We start from the raw sequence: 23,103 nt of genomic DNA, 5'->3' as shown, positions 1-23,103 counted from the left end.
TTATAATCCTAATGGAGAGCTAGTTTTCGCTTTCAAATTAGTTTTTCCCCCTGTTATCCTTGATTTCCTGAATCTTATTCTCGAAATATTCTTTTTTATTTGGATGTTTCTTTGCCAATACCAGGAATGCATTAATCGCTTTGGTATACAATTTCTGCTCAATGTAAAGATTGGCTAATGTCTCGGTCATCAAATGAGAAATATCGTCTGTTTTTTCTTTCACAACGAAATTCACCTCATCTTTTAACTGACTGATTTTAGGATTTTTTTCTATAAAAGATTCGATTACTTTATTCTTGATCTCAACTTTTGCCTTTTCAACTTCTTCGGTTCTTTCGATCTTTAGCCAGCTTTGCCATGTATTGATAAAACCAGGAACATTACTGTCTAAAAGAGTTTGATTTTCCTGTTTTAAAGGCATTTCTTGCGCCTCTTCTTTTGGCTGATTTTCTTTCTCTTCTTTTTTTATGGGTAAACTTGAAATGTTTGTTCCAAAGAATGAAAAATTCATCACAGGAGCTTCTACTTTTTCAGTAGAATTCGTACTTTCAGGTTCTTTATTTTCAACTTCGTCAATTGTTTCCTCCTGAATATTTTCTGCAACAGTTTCCTGATTTTCTTCTTCTGAAATCGGTTCTTCAGAGACTTCTTTTACTTCTTCAGGTTTTTCATCCTGTTCAGAGCTAAGTTCTATTTTTTTGCTGAATGAATCTGGAACGTGAGATTCGATACTCATTGGTTTCCAGCCAGAATTCTCATCTTTTACTTCTTCCAAAACAGGAGTTTCATTTTTCTCCTTTGAAACATCCTCTTTAATTTCCTGATCGGTTTCTATTTTTTCCTCAGCTTGCGCTTCATTTTCATTTGAAACAACAAAATCCTGAGTTTCAGCAAAACTGATTTCTCCTCCGGTTTCTTCTTCCGGCTCTTTGGCTTTTGTTTCAGCGTCTTTTTTATGAGCTTTCATCCTTTTTTCAACCTCTTCAATCAGACGACGCATTTCGTCTTCATGTTTATTGATGCTGGACTTTTGCGTTTTTGCCGGATTTATTTGTTCAGAAACATTGGCTTCTATTTTAACTTCCGGTAAGAAAGAATCGGTTCCGTGAAAGCTTAATGTAGATTCATTATTTACTTTTTCAGCAACATCTTTAGTCGTAATCTTATCTTCATTGATGATCACTTCAGGATGTAAATTTTCTGTACCAGATTCTTCTTCGACAATTTCTTTTAAATCTTTGTATTCAGCAGATTCTTCTGTCGGAACTTCTGTTTCAGGTTTAAAAGACTCTATTTCAAGAAAGCTAACCTCAGATTCATCATTAATTTTTTCTTCAGTTTTTTCAGAATCAATTTTATCTTCGTGAATGATTACTTCTGATTTTTCGACTTCAGTAACAGCCTGTTTTTCAATATTTTCAGTAGGATTTTCATCTCCAACAAATTCTTCTTTTACAATAGCTGTATCAGGCTCAAAAGTTGCGACTTCAAGAAAACTAACCTCAGATTCATCATTAATTTTTTCAGAACTTTTTTCAGAATCAAGCTTTTCTTCATGAATGATTACCTCTGATTTTTCGACTTCTGCAACAACTTCTTTTTCAGTATTTTCAGCAGGAATTTCATCTCTAACAGATTCATCTTTCACAACATCTGCCTGAGGCGTAAATGACTCAGTTTTCAGAAGATTAGTTTCAGATTTGTCATTGATGCTTTCCGGAGTTTTTTCAGAATCAGTTGTATCATCATCAATACTCTCATTAGAAACTTCTAAAGGCTTTTCGTCTGATATTTTTTCTTCTTCAGCAACACGTTTAATTGGGAAAGAAGATTTTTGAGTGACAATCACTCCAGATTCCAAAGTAGATTCCAGGTCGATGGTTTCGGAATCTTTTTCTTCCAGATAATTTTCTTCACCTTCAAATAAAATCCTGTTACGTTCACCGTTAACGACTACATGTTTAATTTCAGCTTTTGGAGTAATCAAATTCTCAGAAATTGCTTTGTAATCATGTTTTGGGAAAGTTCTTTTTTCTTTTACCCACCAAAAAGGCTCTTTGGTACTCTGAGATTTATTTTTTTCAGCGGCATCCTCAATAACTTGAGGCTTTTTTTCTACCGTTTCAATTTTTGTCTGCTGAATTTTTCCGTTAATCAGATGATAAAGAATTTTTTTATCGGTGGTATAAGCTGCAGTTGTCGACAACTCTTTCTGGTAATTTTCTTTATCAAAAAGATGAATGCCGTACAAATGCAAAGCACGGATGTTTTGAATATAAGGGAAAGAATTAATTTCTTCTTTCAAAAGATGCAGATCTTCTGACTGTATATTTTTCGGATTTTTTAATAATTCTAAAACTCTAGCATTCATCATATTACCAGTTCGCTACAATGTCGTTAAATATTTTATTGATAATTCTATCCGTAACAAGCTTTACCTGAGAGGCTTCGATATCACTTTGAGAAAGATTGCTGTTGAATACCGCTTCATCAGAAAAAGTTTTCTCAAAACTCACGTCAGGATGCAGTTTGTTTTCGTAACGAACCTTCACTGTGATCGTCAACTTATTCTGAGATTCCTGAATCGTTCCACCAGCGGTTGTCTGCTGCGTTGTAGAGCTGATCGTAGTTGGAGAAATTGAATAATCTGTAATTTCACCTTCAATCAAAATATCAGGATTCTGTTTCGTTCCTTTCAAAGTGGTACGCTGCAAAAATCTGTTTTGTATATCCGTAGAAAACTGCTGCGATAAAGTAGGGTTTACTAACGCCGCATTATTTGGAAACTCGTTGATCTGCACAGTTTTTTCGTCTGTAAGAGACGAGCCCGTAAAGGAATAACATGAGTTTAAAAATCCTACAGATATGATTAAAAGGAAAAGATTTTTCAGCTGATTCATTTTAAATAATTTTAATCTTAATATTTTTCTGTGATACCGATTTCGGTAATTTCGTCGTATTCAATTTGTTGAATAGCATCTTCATAAGCAAAATAATTAGCTGTATATGCGAAAGGAATTGTTAAGAAAAGTCCGATTCCACAAGCTATAATACCTATTTGCGCTAATATACTCACCACTAATGAGAATAAGAAAATGTTTAAAAGATTTCCCTTCGTCATTACTTTAGAAATATTCCAAGCGGTTTTAATATCTGTAATTCCTTTAAAGCTAATTAACGGCAAAATATAAAATCCTTTTAACAGGAAATAATAAATCGCAAATAACATCACGAACATATATGGGAACATTAAAATCGCAAAAAAAGGACTTACTTCTCCATTTGCATCTGCAGTTGCTCCGGCCAGACCTCCGAAAATAATAAAAGGGATATACAAAACGATTACTCCGCCAATAATAATTAATTGTAAAGTAAAATAAGACATGAAGTCTTTAAAATCAAAAATTTCGCCTGCGCTTGGATTCTGATTCTTGTTTAATTTGCGTAGATATTGGTAGAAATTACCCATTGCCAAAAGCCCACAAAACGGGATAATAGACATTAAGAAAGTGACCAAAAATCCTACGAAAACTCCTCCAAAGTCTTTCTTTAAAAGTTCAAAGCCTTTGTTGATGTACTCGCCAAATTTAAAATTGATCGGTTTAGGTGTTAAATTTACATTCATGATTTAAGTGTTGTTTATTCTTCTAAGTTATATTGTTTTATTTTCCTGTATAAAGTTCTCTGCGAAATCCCCAATTCATCTGCCGCTCTGTTTCTTCTTCCGTTGTGCTTTTCTAAAGCTTTCACAATTAAATCTTTCTCATTATTCTGAAGAGACAACGATTCCGGTCTGTTTTCTTCTACCTCAATATCTTCAAAATCTTCATAAGAATCGTCAGAATTTGAGATAATTGTAGGGTTCTGAACATTCTGATTACTGCTATTATTGTTTTCAAAATACAGCAACGAGTTGGCATTTGCAGACTGCTGAGGTTCAGGAGTATAAATCCTGCTTATCAAATTTTTCTCCTGATTGCTGAGATCTGCAGTTCCCCTATTTTTAATGAGTTCCGAAGTTAAGGATTTTAAATCATTAATATCATTTCGCATATCGAAGAGAATTTTGTACATAATTTCTCTTTCATTGCCAAAATCGGTCTGCTTTTGTCCGCTCGGCTGATTGACAACCATTGGCAAATGAGCATCCATCGGAATATATTCTGTAAGTTTTGCAACGGAAACATTTCGCTCACGCTCTACAACTGTCATTTGCTCAACCAAATTCCTCAGCTGACGCACGTTTCCAGGGAAAGTATAGTTTTCGATGTAATGAATGGCACTTGGTTCCAGCTCCACTTCAGGCATTCTGTATTTTTCGGCAAAATCGATCGCAAATTTTCTAAAAAGAAGATGAATATCGCCTTTCCTTTCTCTTAAAGCAGGCATATCAATTTGCACCGTATTCAAACGATAAAACAAATCTTCACGGAATCTTCCATCATGTATTGCTTTCATCATATTGACATTGGTTGCGGCAACGATTCTTACATTGGTTTTCTGAACCTGCGAAGAACCTACTTTCATAAATTCACCGCTTTCCAGAACTCTCAACAAACGAACCTGTGTTTGTAAAGGCAATTCACCTACCTCATCCAGAAAAATAGTTCCGCCATCGGCAACCTCAAAATAACCTTTTCTGGTGGCAGTAGCTCCTGTAAAAGCTCCTTTTTCGTGCCCAAAAAGTTCGGAATCAATCGTTCCTTCAGGGATTGCGCCACAGTTGACAACGATATATGGTTGATGTTTTCTTTTAGATTCTGAATGAATGATTTTTGGGATAAACTCTTTTCCCACACCACTTTCCCCGACTACCAAAACGGAAATATCGGTGGGTGCTACTTGAATAGATTTTTCTAAAGCTCGGTTTAAAGCCGGAAAATTTCCGATGATACCGAAGCGGTTTTTTATATTTTGAAGTTCGTTACTCATGAGTAAAATTTAGATTTGTTGATTAAATTTTGTCTACTTTATCACAGTAGATTCTTAATTAGCTGAAATGATTTTGTTTAAATTTTAAACAGCTGTATCTAAATAATCTTTATTTCTAATCTTTGAAACTTTACTTTTAAAATATAAGACTTCAGCAAAGACATTTTCTTTACTTTCTTTTAAAAAATTGATTAAAATCTGACAATGTTTTTCCTTTTCAGAAAAAGCTGTGTCAGAATGCTTTTGATTTTTTTTAGAGAAAAGATTTCGTAAAAGATCTACAGCGTTTTGTTTGTCGCTTATTGCGAACTTGCGTCTAGATTTTTCGTTTAAAAATATCTTTTCTAATGCATGGCTGTCTTTAGAATTTAAAAACTGATTGTAAATTTCATACAGCTGTTTGCAGTCTTCACTTTTGAGATTCCCACTGCTGATTTGTGCCGAAATATTACTGCAGATAATTACCAACAATACACTGAGGCAATACTTATGAAATTTTTCCATTGTCTGAGTTTAAAATGTTAATAAAATCTTCTTTACTTGGCAAAATGGTAAGATATTTACTCGCAAAAACATGCTCATTATCTTCTGGTAACGTATATTTTACTAGTGCTTCGCTCTTATCCTGACAGAGAATAATTCCAATAGTTTTATTTTCGTCGTTTAATTTAACTTCCCGATCATAAAAGTTAACATACATCTGCATTTGCCCAAGATCCTGATGTTTTAATTCACCTATTTTTAAATCAATTAAAACAAAACATTTTAAAATCCTGTTGTAAAAAACCAAATCGATCTTAAAATGTTTTTCATCAAAAGTTATTCTTTTTTGTCTTGCTACAAAAGTAAAACCAGTTCCTAATTCTAATAGAAAATGTTCTAATTTATCTATTAATTCGGTTTCCAATTCGTTTTCAGAATAATTTGGCTTTTCAGATAATCCAAGAAATTCCAAAACATAGGGATCTTTTATAAGATCTTTTGGTTTTTCTACAATTTGTCCCTTTTCAGAAAGTTGAATAACTTCTTCTTTATTTTTACTTAAAGATAATCTTGCGTATAACGCTGAGTCATATTGTCTTTGTAATTCTCTTAAGCTCCAATTATTTTTAAAGCTTTCGATTTCGTAAAATTTTCTTTCGTTGACATCTTTAATACGCATTAGTTTCAAATAATGCGACCATGAAAGATTGAAGTTAGTGGCAGGAGACTGTTCTTTTGATATGTTTTCTTTGTTAACATTTTGAAATTCGTCAGACAGTGTCTGACCAATTGAAAACTTGACTTCCGCAGAAAGTGTCTGTGGAATTGAATATGACAAATAAAATTGTCTCATTTGTTTTAAATTCGTTACCGAAAATCCTTTTCCGAATTTCTCCATCAAATGAGTCGATAGGTCTTCAAGCAAAGCTTTACCATATTCTGCGCGATTTTCACCGTTTTGTTCGTCTTCTACAATCATTCTGCCAATCTCAAAATAGGTAATTACCATTGTCTGATTAACAGCCACAATCATTTTCTTTCTTGCATTATCAAGTAATGCAGAAATATTCTGAAAAAGATCATTTGGTTGCAGATTGCTCATTCTTTACTTTAATAAAGTTAAAAATCTAAAGATTACAAACTTTGAATTATTTCACTGTTTCCCCTAAAAGCGTGCCTTGCGTATTGTTGAATACAAAAACATTCACAATGTCACCCATTTTTTGACCTTCCTGCATATCAAAAACACAAACGGCATTTTGGGAATTCCTTCCTTTCCATTGGTTTTTGTTCTTTTTAGAAATTCCTTCAATTAAAACTTCATGAACTCTACCAACATAACCTTCCATTCTTTTTCTTGAAAGCTCGCCCTGCAAAGCAATTACTTCTGCGAGACGTCTTTGCTTCACATCTGCCGGGATATCATCTTCCATTTTCTTGTGAGCGGGAGTTCCCGGTCTTTCGGAATAAGAGAACATATAACCGTAATCGTATTCTACTTCACGCATCAAGCTCATCGTTAATTGATGATCTTCTTCGGTTTCAGAACAAAAACCGATAATCATATCTTGTGAAAATGAAATATCCGGAACGATTTCTTTTCCTTTTTTAATTAAATCTAAATATTCCTGACGCGTATGTTGACGGTTCATCAATTGCAAAATCCTGTCACTTCCACTTTGTACCGGTAAATGAACGTATTTACAGATATTATCGTGCTTGGCAATCATTTTAAAAACCTCTTCCGTCATTTCGTGAGGATTGGAAGTAGAGAACCTTATTCTCATTTTCGGAACTGCAACCGCAACCATATCTAAAAGCTGAGCAAAATTAACTGCTGTTAATTTTTGCATTTCTGATGCTTTTCCAAAATCTTTTTTAGGGCCGCCTCCGTACCAAAGGTAAGAATCAACGTTTTGACCTAATAAAGTAATTTCTTTATAACCGTTTTCCCATAAATTTTTACATTCTTCGATAATTGAATGCGGATCACGACTTCTTTCGCGACCTCTGGTAAACGGAACTACACAAAAAGTACACATATTATCACAACCTCTCGTAATGGTCACGAAAGCTGTAACTCCATTTCCTCCTAAACGGACAGGATTAATGTCTGCGTATGTTTCTTCTTTTGAAAGAATAACGTTGATGGCATCTCTACCGTCTTCGGTTTCTTTTAAAAGATTGGGTAAATCTCTGTATGCATCGGGACCGACCACCAAGTCTACAAGCTGTTCTTCTTCTAAAAATTTGGTCTTAAGCCTTTCAGCCATACAGCCCAAAACACCAACCGTCATGTTTGGTCGTTCTTTTTTTAGGTTTTTGAACTGAGCAAGACGCATTCTCACGGTTTGCTCTGCTTTTTCACGAATCGAACAGGTATTAAGAAGAATTAAATCAGCCTCTTCCACTTTAAGAGTGGTATTGTAACCCTGCTCATTAAGAATTGATGCAACAATTTCAGAATCAGAAAAATTCATCTGACAGCCATAGCTTTCCAAGAATAGTTTCTTAGAATTTCCATCTTTTTCTGCAATTGCAAAAGCTTCTCCCTGTTTGGTTTCGTCTATATATTTTTCCTGCACTTTTTTCAAAATTTGAGATTTGACATTTAAAATTTAAGGCTCAAAAGCTACAAAAGTTTTAAGTTTAATTTTAATTTCAAATTAAATTAGTTTGCAAAGATACAAAATCTAGTGACAGAATGGCAGAGCTTGATTTTAATAAAAGTTAATTTTTTATGACTGCCTTTTTAAGCTTAGTGAAGAAAATATTTAATGTAAATCTCTATTTCACAGGCTCAAATGGCAAGTTTATTTCTTTTACATTAAAAATCTACTAATTTTCGTCTCCCGTACGATGTTCAGTAAATGACGTTGTAAATTGCACAGGAAAAGCGATACGCTGTTTTATAGGAATATTAGAATAAATTGCAGGCATCCAAGTCTTATCTAGTCTTCTCATAGTTCTCATAACATCTACATTGAAAGCTTTATTATCTACAGGCGGATAGATTCTGATATTTGAAATCTGACCTTTTTGATTGATATAAAACTCTAAATTGATAACACCCTGTATTTGATAGTCTCTGAAAAGAGTTCTAAAATTAGCATTAAACTCTCTTTGAAATTCTTTAAAACCGGTAGGATATTTTGCATATTTTATAAAACTTTGTCCATCATATCCGGGTTTATAATCAGCCATAAGATCCGGCGGATAGATAATAAATTCTGTGATAGCGCCAAACTGCATTCCTTTTACTTCTGCAGGTTTCCACTTTTCAAGATTTTTTATGATTTCCATAGACAAATCGTAAGCACACTTATTTTTTGAAATATTTTCGGGATCGCTATCCTGAATAAGTTTAATTACTTTCTCTTTGGTAACGATAATCCTCGGTTGATAAATTTGATTTTTATCACATTCTTTCGCATTAGATTTCACAAGATAATCGTGTGCTTCTTTATAAAAACCGGTAAGTCCGCCTTCATAAAAATCTTGTTTTTTCGGATACTCGTCCAGAATTTGAGCTTTAAAAAACAGTGTGCTTAAAAGAAATAGAAAAACATAAAATTTATATTTCATCATGAAAAATTTAATAAGAAAACCATTGCAAAAAATACAATGGCGAAAATAATGATTTAATTCATTTAGTGGTGTGTTTTAATGATAATTAATCACAAAAATGGTCTCATTAAAAATTAGAAAAAAATATTTTTTATCAAATTACATGTCGGCAGATAATGATGAGAAGCTCATCTTCAGTTTCATTTCAGATTTTACAGGCTGTCCGTTACACATTGCAGGTTTCCAGTCTTTTTTTATTCTTCTTACCACATATTGCATGTCATCAAAGAAGACTTCACTGTTCAACACTTTCGGTTCTCCTATGACATCGACCACTTTACCCATTGCATCAATAGTCAAGGTAAATGTAAAATCACCGGTCAAAGTATAAAAATCTGAATTGAGATACGTGTACATATATTTTCTAAGAATCTCTTTATAAGCCGCAGCTCCACCTTCGAAACTCGCTGCCTGAAAATCGTTGCAGCCCTTCACTGCAACTTGCAAAAAAGATTCTTTAATGTCTATTTTTAAAAGATTTTTATTGTTTTCGACAATAAATGACTCGTCTCTGTCTTCTAGATCCTGTGCCATTGCAAAATTTGCAGCAATGAGCCCGATAAATAATACAAGTGTTTTCATTGGAAATTTTTAAAATTAAGCTAAAAGACTTCGAGTTTGTTTTAAATTTAGTCAAAATTATTTCCCCGACCCTAAAGGGAGTAATTTGATGAATTTTCACGACATTTTTCGTCCTTCAGGGTTAAGGAAAAGGAAATATGTTGAAAATTTATTTCCCGGCTCTAAAGGGAGTAACTTTAATGAAATTCAAACAGACTCTTATCCTATTCCATTATTAATCTGAACCTTACTTCCTGTTTCCTTAAGCATTAGCGAAACAATAATCGCCAAAACAATTCCGCCAATCCAGAATAATATGGAATGCTGAAAATGCAGATCGCCAGAAGTAACTTTCCCCAAACTTTCCCCAAACCAGCTGCTAAATACAGGGCTTAGCAATGTGGTGACTCCAAAAGTTATAAAATTAATCGCTCCCGTTGCACTTCCTTTTACATAATCTGGATTGGCTTCTTTAATCACAGAATACGGAATCATCGCCGCTCCGGAACCTAATCCAAAAATAAACATGCTTATTTTTGCAGGATATAAATCGGGCAGGTAAATCAACTGTAGTAAGCTTATGATCATCAGAACGGCACCACCAATCAAAACAGGCTTTCTTCGGCCTATTTTATCGGTAATGAAACCAAGCAAAGGACATCCGAAAACCCAGCCAAAAGCAACCATTGCACTTGTTATTGCTGCATCATGAAAAACAAACTGTTTATCTTTCTCGAAAAAAGCAACCGCCCAAGTCATCGCAAATATCGTTGTCGGAGCAAAAAGTAAACCTGAAATAATCCCGCAAAGCCAGGACTGAGGATTTTTAAAAACAATCTTATAAGGTTCTAAATACCCGATATGCTGACTTTGAGTCGCCTCTAAATCCTTCGCTTTTTTTTCACTGGGAATAATAAAGAAGAGACCAAAAGCCGTAATAATCGTTGCAATTCCGGACCAAAGCCAAAATGTATCAATATTAACACCCTCTTCTATCCAAGGTCCTACTACAAATTGTCCGGCTGTTCCACCCAACATTCCTATACATTGCGTAAAACCAATCGCCGTCGCTAAAGATTTTGACGAAAAACCTTTACTCGCAAGATAAACACATCCAGGAAAAGCAAATGCGCATCCCGCTCCCTGCAAAAGTCTTCCCGAAACTCCTGCAACCTGAGTTGAAAGCAAAAACAACAAGCAACCAATTCCCAGAATTAAGGTTCCAACGAAAAGAGATTTTTTTGCACCGAATTTATCTAAAGCAATCCCGGCAATTAAGCTGCATGTAGAATACGTATAATAATATGTTCCTATCATGCTGATGAGTTTCAGCTCGGTTGTATTAAAATTATCAACCAATTGAGGAATCATTACCGCAGGAGCAGACCGTATTACATAATCTAAAAAGTAAAAAATCAAACCGATTGCCCACGCAATAATGTAGAATTTCTTTAAAGAACCACTCATTACAATAATCCTTTAATATGTTTATAATTGGTTTTAACGGTTTCTAAAGCTTCTTCCATTTTTCCGCCAAGCATCAACTGAGCCATAGACTTTGTCATCCCGATCACCTGATCAAATTCAATTTTTGGAGGAAGCGCCAATGCATTAGGATTTGTGAAAATATTTAATAAATAAGGTCCGTCATGCTGAAGGCAATCATTAATAGCTGTCTCAACTTCTTCTGGTTTATGAACATTTTTCCCGGGGTAACCCATCGCCTGTGCGATCATTCCAAAATCAGGGTTAATCATATCGGTTTCATTATCGGGCATTCCGCCAACTTCCATTTCCAGCTTTACCATTCCAAGCGCTCTGTTGTTAAAAACAATCAGTTTTACCGGAAGTTTATATTGAAAAATAGTCGCCATATCTCCTAATAACATCAATAAACCGCCATCTCCACACATCGCAATCACCTGTCGATCCGGATGAGCCAACGAAGCACCAATCGCCATTGGCATTGCATTCGCCATAGAGCCATGATTGAATGAGCCCAACATTTTACGCTCGCCTGTTCCCGTTATAAATCTCGCACCCCAAACACAGCACATTCCTGTATCTACGGTAAAAATTGCATCTTTTTTTGCTAATTTATCTAAAGTATGGGCTACATATTCCGGTTGAATAGCATCTTCTTTTCCGAAATCTTTCACATATGTCAACTGTTGTTCTTTTACTTTTTCATAAAACTCCAACTGTTGGTTAAGGAAATGAATATCTGTTTTTTCTTTTAGTAAAGGCAATAATGCTTTTATTGTTTCTTTAACGTCTCCTGTTAATCCCAAATCCAGATTAGCTCTTCTGCCTAAGCGTTCCGGACTTTCATCAATTTGAATGATCTTATTTTTAACGGGCATAAATTTTTGATAAGGAAAATCTGTTCCTAAAAGCAATAACAAATCAGCTTCATGCATGGCGTGATAAGCAGAAGGGAAACCTAAAAGACCCGTTAACCCAACTTCGTTAGGATTATTAGGTTGAATTGCCATTTTCCCTCGGAAAGAATATCCAACCGGAGATTTTAAATATTTTGAAAGTTCTATAACTTCATCACTTGCCTTTTCTGCTCCGATTCCGCAGTAGATCGTTACCTTTTCGCTTTCGTTAATTAGATTCGCCAATTGATTCAATTCTTCATCTGAAGGTCGAATAACCGGATTTGTTTTAAATATCTGATTGGAAGTAGTTGCTTCTTCGGCATCCAATTCTGAAACATCGCCCGGAAGACCAATTACTGCAACTCCTTTTTTGGAAATCGCGTGCTGAATCGCCGTTTGAAGAGTTCGTTGTACCTGCTCTGGTCTGGTGATCATCTGATTGTAATAACTGCAATCATCAAATAATTTTATCGTATTGGTTTCCTGGAAATAATCCATCCCCATTTCTTCACTAGGAATTGTAGAAGCAATCACCAACATCGGAACATGAGATCGGTGCGCTTCATACACTCCATTTATTAAATGAACGTGTCCCGGACCGCAGCTTCCTGCACAAACTGCAAAACCATCAAGCTCCGCTTCTGCCGCAGCTGCGTAAGCCCCAACTTCCTCATGTCTCACATGAATCCATTCTATACTGCTTTTTTTAACGGCAATATTTAGATGATTGAGACTGTCGCCTGTTACAGCGTAAATTCTTTTCACATTCGCATTTTCGAGCATTTCAACAATTTGCTCAGCTATATTTTTAGCCATAATTATATTTTTTGGTGATTATTCGTCAAATGGAAATACGGAAATTGTCGTGATCAGTTAAAATTTAATATTCTCTTAAAAATTGATCCCTATCAAAATTAATTAATAATTTAGGATTTTCCCACGAACTCAATGTTAAAGTTTTATTAGAAGACCTTCTTACAACCATAAAAAAAATACTCCGCAATTTCTTACGGAGTTGATATATTTAAATTACTTCAATCTGATTTCTCACAAGATCTTCAAATTCATCTCTTTTTCTGATCAAATGAGCTTTTCCGTCTAAGTACAGAACTTCTGCAGGCTTCAATCTTGAGTTGAAATTGGAACTCATCTCAAAACCGTAAGCTCCTGCATTGTGAAATGCTAAAATATCACCTTCTCTTACTTCATTCAGCTTTCTGTCCCAAGCAAAAGTATCGGTTTCACAAATATTTCCTACAACTGTATAAATTCTTTCTGCCCCTTTCGGATTAGATAAATTTTCAATCTGGTGATAAGAATCGTAAAACATGGGACGGATCAAATGATTGAATCCTGAATTTACTCCTACAAAAACCGTTGCTGTAGTTTGTTTGATGACATTTGCTTTCACCAAAAGGTATCCGCTTTTTCCAACCAAGAATTTTCCAGGCTCAAACCACAGTTCAAATTTCTTTCCGGTAGATTTTGAGAATTCTGCAATTACTTTTTCTACTTTTTTGCCTAAAGTTTTCACATCGGTTTCTTCCTCGCTGTCCTGATAAGGAATTTTGAAACCGCTTCCCATATCCAGATATTTCAGATTAGGGAAATGCTCAGACAATTCCAACATAATTTCTAAAGCCTGAAGGAAAACATCAGGATCTTTAATTTCGCTTCCGGTATGCATGTGAAGACCTTCCACATTCAGATTGGTAGACTTCATCACTCTTTCAATATGACGAACCTGGTGAATAGAAATTCCGAATTTAGAGTCGATGTGTCCTGTCGAAATTTTGTAATTACCGCCGGCAAAAATATGCGGATTGATTCTTACCAAAATCGGATAAGTGTTACCATATTTGTTACCGAACTGCTCTAGAATAGATATATTATCGATATTGATGTGAACTCCGTGCGTCATTGCTTCCTCGATCTCAGCCAAATCGACACAATTGGGAGTGAATAAGATTTTCTCTTTGGTAAAACCTGCCTTTAGACCTAATTTAACTTCATTAATAGATACACAATCCAAAGAAGCACCCAAGTTCTTGACATATTTCAAGATATTGATGTTTGTCAACGCCTTCGCAGCATAGAAGAACTTTGTGTGTTTTAAAAAAGAAGATGTAAGTTTTTCGTATTGAACTTTAATCGATTCTGCGTCGTAAACGTACACCGGTGTGCCAAATTCATTGGCGATCTTTAATAATTCTTTTGAATTCATATTTTAAATTTTACATAAAAAAAGGCAGATTCTTCGAAAAGAGTCTGCCGCAATAATTATTTTTTATGCAAGGCAACTCCTTAAATATTCCAAACCTTAGAGAACTTTACAGTTCCCTTTTTTCCAGTTTTCTTTTGTTTAAAATTTTGCATTGCTTTTTTTATTCTCTTGCAAAAATACTATTTATTTTGCAAACATTAATTTGAAAGTATTTTCTCTTTGATAAAAAGACATTTTATCAAAAAATATTTTCTTATTTCGGTAACGGTAAAGTTTCGAAATCACCCTTTAGCAGAGCCAATTGTAAGTCATTGATGAGGTCGGTCGCCGACAAAGGCAAATCAAGTTTTAACTTTGAAAGTTTGCTCATCGTCTGAATCTGCGTAAACAACTCATAAAAACCATAAGAAGTAACTTTTCCGTTTTCAATGATAAGAAATAATTTTTCACCCAATTTTCTACCCGTTCCCAGCCAAAGTTCGTTTCGTTTTCTGAAATCGATCTTCTTTTTGAAAACATTTACATCTTTAAATTCTTCAATTTTACTGATAAACTGAACCGCTTTTGAGCCTTGTGTAAAGGCTTTGAATCTAAGAATCGGTTTTTCGGTTTTATTTAATGTATTTTTTTCGACTATATATTTATCATTTCTGAAATACAGTCCGAAAGGCAATACTTCCCTCTTTTTTACTCCTTTTGAGTTTAAAATCAGCTTGGCAATAATATCGGTTCCTGTCAATTCAAAATTGATTTGCTCAACGCCAGTCTGAATATGTTCCCATTTTTTTGATTTGGAATTAAAAAGCTTTTTAGAAAACTTATTAATATCCTGCACATAATCGGAAAAAATAATCTTCCCAGCTTCATTCTGGAAATAAACAAAACCTTTTTCGCTTGGCAAATCCTGAGTTAACAGTTTTATTTTGTTGATATAAGTCTTTGCATTGGTTTCGTCGTGCTGTTTCTGAATAATCTCGTTTTCGGTATCTTTTGAGATTAATAGCTTAAACAATTCTAAAGTCGCTCTTGCATCACCTTCTGCACGATGTGCATTTACCAGCGGAATACCCAAAGATTTCACCAGTTTACTTAATGAATAACTTACCTCATCGGGAATCAGTTTTTTCGCTAATGGAATTGTATCTAAAGTATTGATTTTAAAATCATAACCAAGCCTCTGAAACGATTGACGCAGCATTCTGTAATCGAAATCAATATTGTGACCCACTAAAGTCGTATTTTCGGTAATTTCTACTACTCTTTTGGCCAATTCGTGGAATTTCGGAGCCGTTTTCACCATTTTCGGGCTTATATTAGTCAGCTTCTGAACAAACGGTGTAATATCGCTTTCCGGATTAACGAGTGAAATAAACTGGTCTACAATTTTGTGACCGTCATACCTGAAAATAGCGATATCGATAATGCATTCTTTTCTAAAACCTGCACCATTGCTTTCTATATCTATGATTGAATACATTTATTACGATTTAACCTGAATTTTTTTATCAAACATGAACTTTTGAAAATTTACAAAAGTACATCTGCTAAATTAATAAAAATCACGTCAAAAAAAGTAAAATGATTTCAAACTATATACTATTAGTTAAAACAGATATCATCATAAAAGATTATTTATATTTTGTAATTTTGGTCTGGTAAGAAGATTTTTCAGTAGTTACTTGTATAATATAATTTCCCAGTTTCAATTCTTTTAAATCAATCTTATTATCTGGATTAATAAAATTTTTAACTTGCCTTCCTGATACATCGTAAACTTTTATGTTTTGAAGTCTCTCTTTTGTATTAATATTTACAATATCAGAAACAAAAGTAGGATAAACAATATTCATTTTTTTCGAATTTTCTTGTGTATGCAAATTTGGAGAACGGATGTATCTTAAAACCACATAGTTTTGATTTTTAATACTAGGAACGTTGGAGTTGGGCAAAACTGTTACAGAACCTATAACAAGCGTTTTTCCAGTAGATAACAAAACAACTTTAGCGGGATACTGATAGTAATGATTGGGTTCCATAACATTAGTAAGAACCTGTCCGTTATTCATATATCCGGAATCTATTGTTAAATCTGCCTTTAGTCCAACTGTTTTATATAATTGATAATTTACAAAAGGACCGTCAATAATATACTTTGAAAGAATGATTTTTTTATCATGAGTAATTGTAGCTGCTGAAAAACTTTCATTATGAGGATTTTTTATAAAACCATTTACTCCGAAAGTGGTGTCTAAAATACCATATTTCGTTAGTTGATAAAAGTTCCCTCCTACAATTGTAAATATTTTGTCATTTGGAAAAATTGCACAATCAAGAATTTTTTTATTTTCTTCAGCGATTAAAGCCTGTACTGAAATCCCACCGATTCCATATGTAGGATCTATAGTTCCATCCAAAAAGACTCTTGCTATCGAAAGACTTACATTAAAACTTGAGTTTTCGGATAATCCTATGGCTAATAATTTATTAGAAACAATTTTTAATCGCTGGAAGTTATTATAAGATGTACTAGCATCATCCACGATTAATGTTCCGACACCATTAAAATTTGTATTTATTGAACCATCGAAATTGATGCTTCCGATGAATCCGTCATTACTGATTCTTCCAGCAACATATATGACATTGTTATGGCTAATCACATCATAAAGCTCTAAAAGATTTCCACTTATCAAAGGCAATCTGGCAATTCCATTAATTCCAAATGTTGTGTCTAATAAACCATCCGAGTTTATTTTTAAAAATACAATATCACTGTTAAGATTACTGCCTTCCTCATATCCTGCACCAGAAATAATCATACTTCCATCATTTTGCAGTAAAATCTTCGAGGTAACATTGAACAAATTTTTCTGAGCCATATATGTTGAATAGCGAAAAACGCCATTATTCCCAAAGGAGCTATCCAAAGTTCCATCTATATTTAATCTGAAAACCGTACCAAAAATAGGCTCGAAAAAGCCGGAACTACTGTGTGATGTTCCTAAACAAATCACTTTGCCATCTGGCTGTTCAACGACATCCGTAATATATTCTGTACTGTTATTAGGATATTGAAAAACTGTATCTAGAAAGAATTTTCCACTTCCATTAAATGACGTATCTAGATATGAATTTTGCGAAGAATAAAATAAAGGAAATATCAATATAAATAAAAAAATATCTTTAGTTCTCATTAGTTTAATTTTTTGATTTTAGCATTATAAGTAATAGTACTCCCAGGACCTCTAGTTTTGTTAAACCCTCCAATAATGATTTTATTATCAGATGTTAATCCCATTCGACCTACAATTTCAAAAAAATCATTAGGATTGTTATCTTCCATATCAGAGAAGAAACCATTATTTTGTGCACCAAATGTAGTATCAAAAGAACCGGTTCCATTTAATCTAAAAACAAACCCATGATCTGATATTCCTTGTTTTGTTCTTTTGCCCGAAATTAGAATTTTATCATCACTTTGCACCTTTACATCAAAGAAATAAACATCCGAGTCTGTACCATAAGAATAGGAAAAGGTTCCATTACTTCCATAGGTTACATCTAAAACTCCAGAGGAATTATATTTTTCTATTTCAATTCTCTGAGTGAAGTTTTCTGTTTTCTCAGTAATCAGATAGACGTTATTGGTATTATCTAAAACTATTTTTTTAAATAAATTTCCATTAGACGGTGTGTAAGAAACCTCTACAATTCCATTATTTCCAAAATTCATAACAGGAATCCCTTCAAGATCATATAGTTTTATAATTTTTTTATCTGTCGTGAAATCTACAGTAACAATTCTCTGGCTTGTTAAATCTATTTTAGTAAAATCTACATCAGCAGAACTAGAACTAGAGCCTATAATGGGTAAATACTGATTATTATTCGCAAAAGAAGTATCAATACTTCCATCTAAATTATATCTGCATAATAACGGATTAGGAAGTTGTGTAGAATAAGGTGTAGAATAGTAAGCATAGATTTTATTCTTAACAGCAGAGTAATTCATACCATTGATGTACATTTGATTTGCTCCTTGAAAATCTTTAAATTCGAAGTTGTAAATAATCATTCCGCTGTCATTAAGCATTATATTGTACGATTGCGTCGCTGTTCCTGGTCTGGTAACATTAGCAACTATTCTATTATTAGGAAGTAAATCAAAACGACTAATATCAATATCCGTAAAGGTTCCGTTATTTCCGAAGGATGTGTCTAAAATTCCGTTGTTCAAATATCTTTTTAACTGTTTTTGATATAAAACATAAATTTTGCCATCCTGCCTTATTTTAACATCACTCACACTGCGTGGATTGGCTTGTCCACAAGTTGATGGTGAGACCGAAATGTTTTGTGTAGAGCCAAACTGAATATATCTTCCCGTAGTTTCTCTACAAAATCTATTACCCAACATTGTAATCTCCCCACCAGAATTGCCCAAAGGCAAAATCCCAAAAGCTCCTGCAACCAAATAATCATCATAGAAACTTATATTATGAATAACTCCTGCATAAGGATGAGGATTTGGATTACCATCAGTATAAAATTGTTGGTAAAAAACATCTTTATAGGAAGTACTTTTTTTATATCCTAAAGCGTAAATTGTTTCTTCATTATAGTTATTTATTTTCACATCAATATAATTAATAACATCTTCTTTTGTTCCTGCATCGAAACTAACTTTTCCTGTTCCGTTGAAAGATGTATCCAAACTCCCATCAGCGTTTAATCTTACAATTGCTGCATCAATATTTGTTGCTGTTTTTGTACAGTATCCTGCTAATAATACTTTTCCATTGTCTAAAATCTTTATTGAGTTTAACTGATCGTTTTGTCCATAAAAATCAATAGTTTTAATTCCATTAATCCCAAAAGTATTATCATAGCTTCCGTCAGCATTTAATTTTGCAATGAAAAAGTCTGTGTTTGAGCCATTTTTAGCTGTTCCCGATATCATGATTTTATTATCTGATAAAATCTTTAAGGTTTTTATTTCTGATTTAGTTCCGATTGTGTAAAAAACAAAACCTTTTTGATTGAAAGTCTTATCTGTGTAACCATCAGAAATATTATATCGTACAATTACTGATTTATCGCCCGCTCTACCTCCAATCCATATTTTATTATCTTTGATATCAATTGCATTTGCTGCATCATCATTTGTAAAATCCGTGATCACTTTATTATCTCTGCTAAAAGTTCCAAGAACGGGCAATGTTGCATTCTTTGCAACAAGTTTTACAATCGCAATATTCTTATTGTTTTTGTCGTTAGCATAGCCGGCAAGATAAACATTGCTTCCATAATGCTTAATAGAATTTGCTCTAGAACCATTATCTCCTACTGGAATAGACAATGTTTTATGTGATGCGGAATTATAAAAAAAGAAGGAATCCTTATTTGAAAACATATCCTCTGGAAAAGGTGGAGAATTATCAGTTTTTCCTACACTATATCCTGCAATATACAATGTATCATTGTCATAATTTATTGCCGAAAGAATACTCTTAAACTCATTTTCAACATAATTATACTCTCCTAATCCGAAATTTGAATCTAAAATTCCCTGTTGTGAAAATGCTAATAAGGGCAAGGTAAAAAGAAGTGTGTTTAAATATTTTTTCATAAGTGTTTTTTATTTTTTTATAATTCTAACCGATTTTAAGAAGCCATTAGCTTCATATTTCACTACATAATTCCCTGTAACTAAATCAGAAAGATTAATTGCAACTTTATTATCATAACCAGAGTCAAATGTTTGCTTTTTCACCAATTTTCCGGACATATCATATACAGAAATCACAATATTAGTTTTAATGCTTTTTGTATTGGCATATAAAAAGTCCCGTACAGGGTTCGGATAAACTTTCAAAATATTATCCTCTCCGTTTAGATCATGTGTACTTAAATTGATTGATTTTAAAATTTTAAATACTAAAAAATCTGAATTAAATCTTCCTCCTCCATATATACTCCCATCTGATGCAATTTGAATACTTTGCAAATTAACCGGTGAATCTGATGGTGAAGTAGCAGATCCATCATAAATAAAATAATTGAAATTCCCTTGATTTGCAAAAGTAATATCAATATTTCCATCTAAATTATAACGTGTAATCCATATTGAATTGCCTCCGCTAATTGACTCGTTTCCAGCTATGTATAATTGATTATTATTTAAAACAATATCATTAATAATATATCGTGAAGATAACCCCCAGCAAAGCCAAGGGTTTCCGCTCGGATTATAGAAAAAGTTAGAAATCGTTTGAGATTGCAAATCAAATCTTAATATTCTGTGATCGCAATCATTTATCTGATTAATAATATAAGCATAAGTATTAGAATTGTCTAAGAGTACTTTCTTAAAAACTCCTGGCTTATCATAAATACTTGGAACATCATCATAACCAAAATTTAGATCAATCATTCCATCTAGATTTATTTTTCTGATAATATTATATCTTGTAACAATTGTGGGATTGTTATTAATTTGCTTTTGACTATACCCAACAATTAAAATTTTACCATCATTTAAGAGTTGTGCGTCATTAATACTCTCAATTGTTCCTAAATCCAAAGTAATAGTTCCCTGATTTCCAAAAGACAAATCAAGGAAACCATCTGCATTATATTTTTCTATACACAAATCATCTCCTTTTTTTCCAAAAATATAAATCTTGCCGTTTGGCAGGATCAGCAATTTATTAAATTCTAAATTTGGTATCGGTTCGAAGTGTTTCTTTCCATTAAATCCAAAATTATCATCAAGAACACCGTTTTGGTTTATTTTAATTAAACCCTGCTCGGACAGAATAAGTAATGAACCATCTGCATATTCATAAATATCTTTAGTGGCTGTAGATCTGTGATAAGAATCGAAATAATAGTGAGCTTTTCCCTGATATCCAAACGAATTATCCAGCCCGGAAGTAAGGCTGTGTTTTAAAACGCCAAAACCGCTCTCATAAAACTTATAATCTTGAAGAGAAACTTCTCCGATAGAATAAATTGAATTATTGGATAATTTAATATTTGAAATATTATCAAAGCTTTTGGCTTTATAATCGGTTTGTAAAAAACCTATGCCGTTGAAATTTGAGTCTAAGAGCTGACTCTGCCCATTCGCTTTTAAAACAAAAAGCGACATGAGCACAATAGTTAATTGTGTTCTCATCTGTGTTTTTAATTGTGTTTGAAATAATTTCTATAAAAATAAGAAAAAAACCGAAACGAAGTTAGATATTGTTAATCAAATATTTACCTCGTCTTTCTTCCCAAGCCAAACATTCCCAAAATAGCTTTTGCACCTTCTCTCATTAAGGTATTGGCAAAAGTTCTTCCTGCACTGCTTTTTAATACTTGCTCAAACATTCCCGGCTGTTCTTTTACCGGTTTTGTTTTTTGTGTAGGCGCAGAATTCTGAACTGCATGTTCCATTCTTTTAACTAAAATTTCGTAGGCAGATTCTCTGTCGATTGGCTTTTCATATTTTGAAACCAGAGCAGACTTTGATGTCAATTCAGAAACTTCAGCATCATTCAGCACATCCATTCTTGATTCTGGTGAAATCAAATAAGTATGAACCAATGGCGTCGGAATTCCTTTTTCATCCAAGGCAGTGATAAAAGCTTCACCAATTCCTAAATTCTGAATGAGTTCGGAAGCATTGTAAAATTCTGTGGTTGGATAATTTTCTACAGCTTTAGAAATCTCTTTTTTATCTTTTGCGGTAAAACCTCTCAGCGCATGCTGAATTTTTAAACCTAATTGCGAAAGCACATTCTCAGGAACATCACCAGGAATTTGAGTGATAAAATAAATACCAACACCTTTCGAACGAATCAGTTTTACCATCGTTTCGATCTGAGAAGCCAAAGCTTTCGAAGCTTCGTCAAAAATCAAATGGGCTTCATCGATAAACAAAACCAATTTTGGTTTTCCACTGTCGCCTTCTTCAGGGAAAGTCATATAAATTTCAGCAAAAAGCGAAAGCATAAATGTTGAAAACAGTTGTGGTTTATTTTGAATGTCAGCAACTCTTAAAATATTAACAACCCCTTTTCCATCACGCGTTTCAAGCAAATCATGAACATCAAAGCTCAGTTCACCAAAGAAATCGGCAGCACCTTGCTGTTCCAGCGCAACTATAGATCTTAAAATAGCTCCTAAAGATGCAGGCGATATAGATCCGTAATTAGCCGACAATTCTGCTTTACCTTCTTGGTTATCGGTTACATATTGCAGAACTTTTTTCAGATCATTTAAATCAATTAAAGGCAAACCTTTGTCATCACAATATTTAAAAACAATCGACATGATGCTTTGTTGCGTATCATTCAGTTCTAAAATCTTGCTTAACAAAACAGGACCAAATTCTGTAACCGTTGCACGCAATTTCACTCCTTTTCCACCGGAAATACTCATCAACTCTACTGGAAAAGCCTGCGGATTGTATGGAAGCTCAGTTTTTGCATAACGTTCTTCAATGATAGAATTCATCTGTCCGGATTCAGCAATTCCAGAAAAATCGCCCTTAATATCTAAAACTAAAGATGGAATTCCGGCATGAGAAAGCTGTTCGGCGAAAACCTGAAGTGTTTTTGTTTTTCCTGTTCCTGTAGCTCCGGCAATCAGCCCATGACGGTTGATGGTTTTTAAAGGAATCGTAACGTTGACTTCGGTGACAACTTCACCATCCAACATTCCTTTTCCTAAAATTATATGCTCTCCTTTTGGAGTATATCTTGTCGAAAGTTCTTCAATAAATTTTGTTTTGTCAGCCATTTGATTTTTTCAATACCTAAAGATAAATATTTTTGTAAAGATCTGAACCTCCCGAATTAATTTCTTAATAAATTAAACTTAAAATGATTTCTGTTTAATATG

Annotated in this window: 17 protein-coding genes; all 17 read right to left on the bottom strand. The window is 33.6% G+C overall.

Annotated features, from left to right (window positions below):
* Positions 1 to 37: 37 nt before the first annotated feature.
* Positions 38 to 2,374 carry a hypothetical protein gene (locus OH814_RS10805; protein ID WP_308828152.1) on the bottom strand — a complete coding sequence of 779 codons (2,337 nt, stop codon included), beginning with the start codon at positions 2,372 to 2,374 and terminating at the stop codon, positions 38 to 40.
* 1 nt (position 2,375) lies between these two features.
* Positions 2,376 to 2,900 (bottom strand): LptE family protein, encoded by a 525-nt coding sequence (locus OH814_RS10800; protein ID WP_076561303.1) that lies wholly within the window; start codon positions 2,898 to 2,900, stop codon positions 2,376 to 2,378.
* Between the two features lie 17 nt (positions 2,901 to 2,917).
* Positions 2,918 to 3,625: a hypothetical protein gene (locus OH814_RS10795; protein ID WP_076561302.1), complete on the bottom strand. Its 708-nt coding sequence runs from the start codon at positions 3,623 to 3,625 to the stop codon at positions 2,918 to 2,920.
* A gap of 14 nt (positions 3,626 to 3,639) precedes the next feature.
* Entirely contained in the window at positions 3,640 to 4,932 is a 1,293-nt protein-coding gene (locus tag OH814_RS10790) for a sigma-54-dependent Fis family transcriptional regulator (RefSeq protein WP_076561301.1), read from the bottom strand.
* Positions 4,933 to 5,016: 84 nt separating this feature from the next.
* Positions 5,017 to 5,436 (bottom strand): hypothetical protein, encoded by a 420-nt coding sequence (locus OH814_RS10785; RefSeq protein ID WP_308828151.1) that lies wholly within the window; start codon positions 5,434 to 5,436, stop codon positions 5,017 to 5,019.
* Positions 5,420 to 6,517: a PDDEXK nuclease domain-containing protein gene (locus tag OH814_RS10780; protein ID WP_308828150.1), complete on the bottom strand. Its 1,098-nt coding sequence runs from the start codon at positions 6,515 to 6,517 to the stop codon at positions 5,420 to 5,422. The genes OH814_RS10785 and OH814_RS10780 overlap by 17 nt, the downstream gene beginning before the upstream one ends.
* Before the next feature lie 46 nt (positions 6,518 to 6,563).
* Complete coding sequence (miaB, locus tag OH814_RS10775) at positions 6,564 to 8,000, bottom strand: tRNA (N6-isopentenyl adenosine(37)-C2)-methylthiotransferase MiaB (protein WP_308828168.1); 1,437 nt, start codon at positions 7,998 to 8,000, stop codon at positions 6,564 to 6,566.
* Positions 8,001 to 8,253: 253 nt separating this feature from the next.
* A complete protein-coding gene (locus OH814_RS10770) occupies positions 8,254 to 9,000 on the bottom strand; it encodes an energy transducer TonB (RefSeq protein ID WP_308828149.1) in 747 nt (248 codons plus the stop codon).
* A gap of 141 nt (positions 9,001 to 9,141) precedes the next feature.
* Positions 9,142 to 9,624, bottom strand: a complete 483-nt coding sequence (locus OH814_RS10765; RefSeq protein ID WP_308828148.1) for a hypothetical protein — start codon at positions 9,622 to 9,624, stop codon at positions 9,142 to 9,144.
* A 198-nt stretch (positions 9,625 to 9,822) separates the two neighbouring features.
* The gene (locus OH814_RS10760) at positions 9,823 to 11,070 is read right to left on the bottom strand and encodes an MFS transporter (protein WP_308828147.1); all 1,248 of its coding nucleotides are present in this window, start codon (positions 11,068 to 11,070) and stop codon (positions 9,823 to 9,825) included.
* Positions 11,070 to 12,803 (bottom strand): thiamine pyrophosphate-dependent enzyme, encoded by a 1,734-nt coding sequence (locus tag OH814_RS10755; protein ID WP_308828146.1) that lies wholly within the window; start codon positions 12,801 to 12,803, stop codon positions 11,070 to 11,072. The genes OH814_RS10760 and OH814_RS10755 overlap by 1 nt, the downstream gene beginning before the upstream one ends.
* A 208-nt stretch (positions 12,804 to 13,011) precedes the next feature.
* The gene (lysA, locus tag OH814_RS10750; RefSeq protein WP_308828145.1) at positions 13,012 to 14,211 is read right to left on the bottom strand and encodes a diaminopimelate decarboxylase; all 1,200 of its coding nucleotides are present in this window, start codon (positions 14,209 to 14,211) and stop codon (positions 13,012 to 13,014) included.
* A gap of 253 nt (positions 14,212 to 14,464) precedes the next feature.
* Positions 14,465 to 15,688 (bottom strand): 3'-5' exonuclease, encoded by a 1,224-nt coding sequence (locus tag OH814_RS10745; RefSeq protein WP_308828144.1) that lies wholly within the window; start codon positions 15,686 to 15,688, stop codon positions 14,465 to 14,467.
* 151 nt (positions 15,689 to 15,839) lie between these two features.
* Positions 15,840 to 17,405 carry a T9SS type A sorting domain-containing protein gene (locus OH814_RS10740; protein ID WP_308828143.1) on the bottom strand — a complete coding sequence of 522 codons (1,566 nt, stop codon included), beginning with the start codon at positions 17,403 to 17,405 and terminating at the stop codon, positions 15,840 to 15,842.
* A complete protein-coding gene (locus OH814_RS10735) occupies positions 17,405 to 19,840 on the bottom strand; it encodes a delta-60 repeat domain-containing protein (protein WP_308828142.1) in 2,436 nt (811 codons plus the stop codon). Before OH814_RS10735 ends, OH814_RS10740 begins: the two co-directional genes overlap by 1 nt.
* 9 nt (positions 19,841 to 19,849) lie before the next feature.
* Positions 19,850 to 21,391, bottom strand: coding sequence for a T9SS type A sorting domain-containing protein (locus OH814_RS10730; RefSeq protein WP_308828141.1), 1,542 nt, complete (start codon positions 21,389 to 21,391; stop codon positions 19,850 to 19,852).
* An 83-nt stretch (positions 21,392 to 21,474) separates the two neighbouring features.
* Positions 21,475 to 23,001 carry a helicase HerA-like domain-containing protein gene (locus OH814_RS10725; protein WP_308828140.1) on the bottom strand — a complete coding sequence of 509 codons (1,527 nt, stop codon included), beginning with the start codon at positions 22,999 to 23,001 and terminating at the stop codon, positions 21,475 to 21,477.
* Positions 23,002 to 23,103 lie beyond the last annotated feature (102 nt).

The organism is Chryseobacterium sp. CFS15 (assembly GCF_031118795.1).
GTDB classification, from domain to species: domain Bacteria; phylum Bacteroidota; class Bacteroidia; order Flavobacteriales; family Weeksellaceae; genus Chryseobacterium; species Chryseobacterium indoltheticum.
This window is presented reverse-complemented; position numbering and strand designations above follow the sequence as displayed.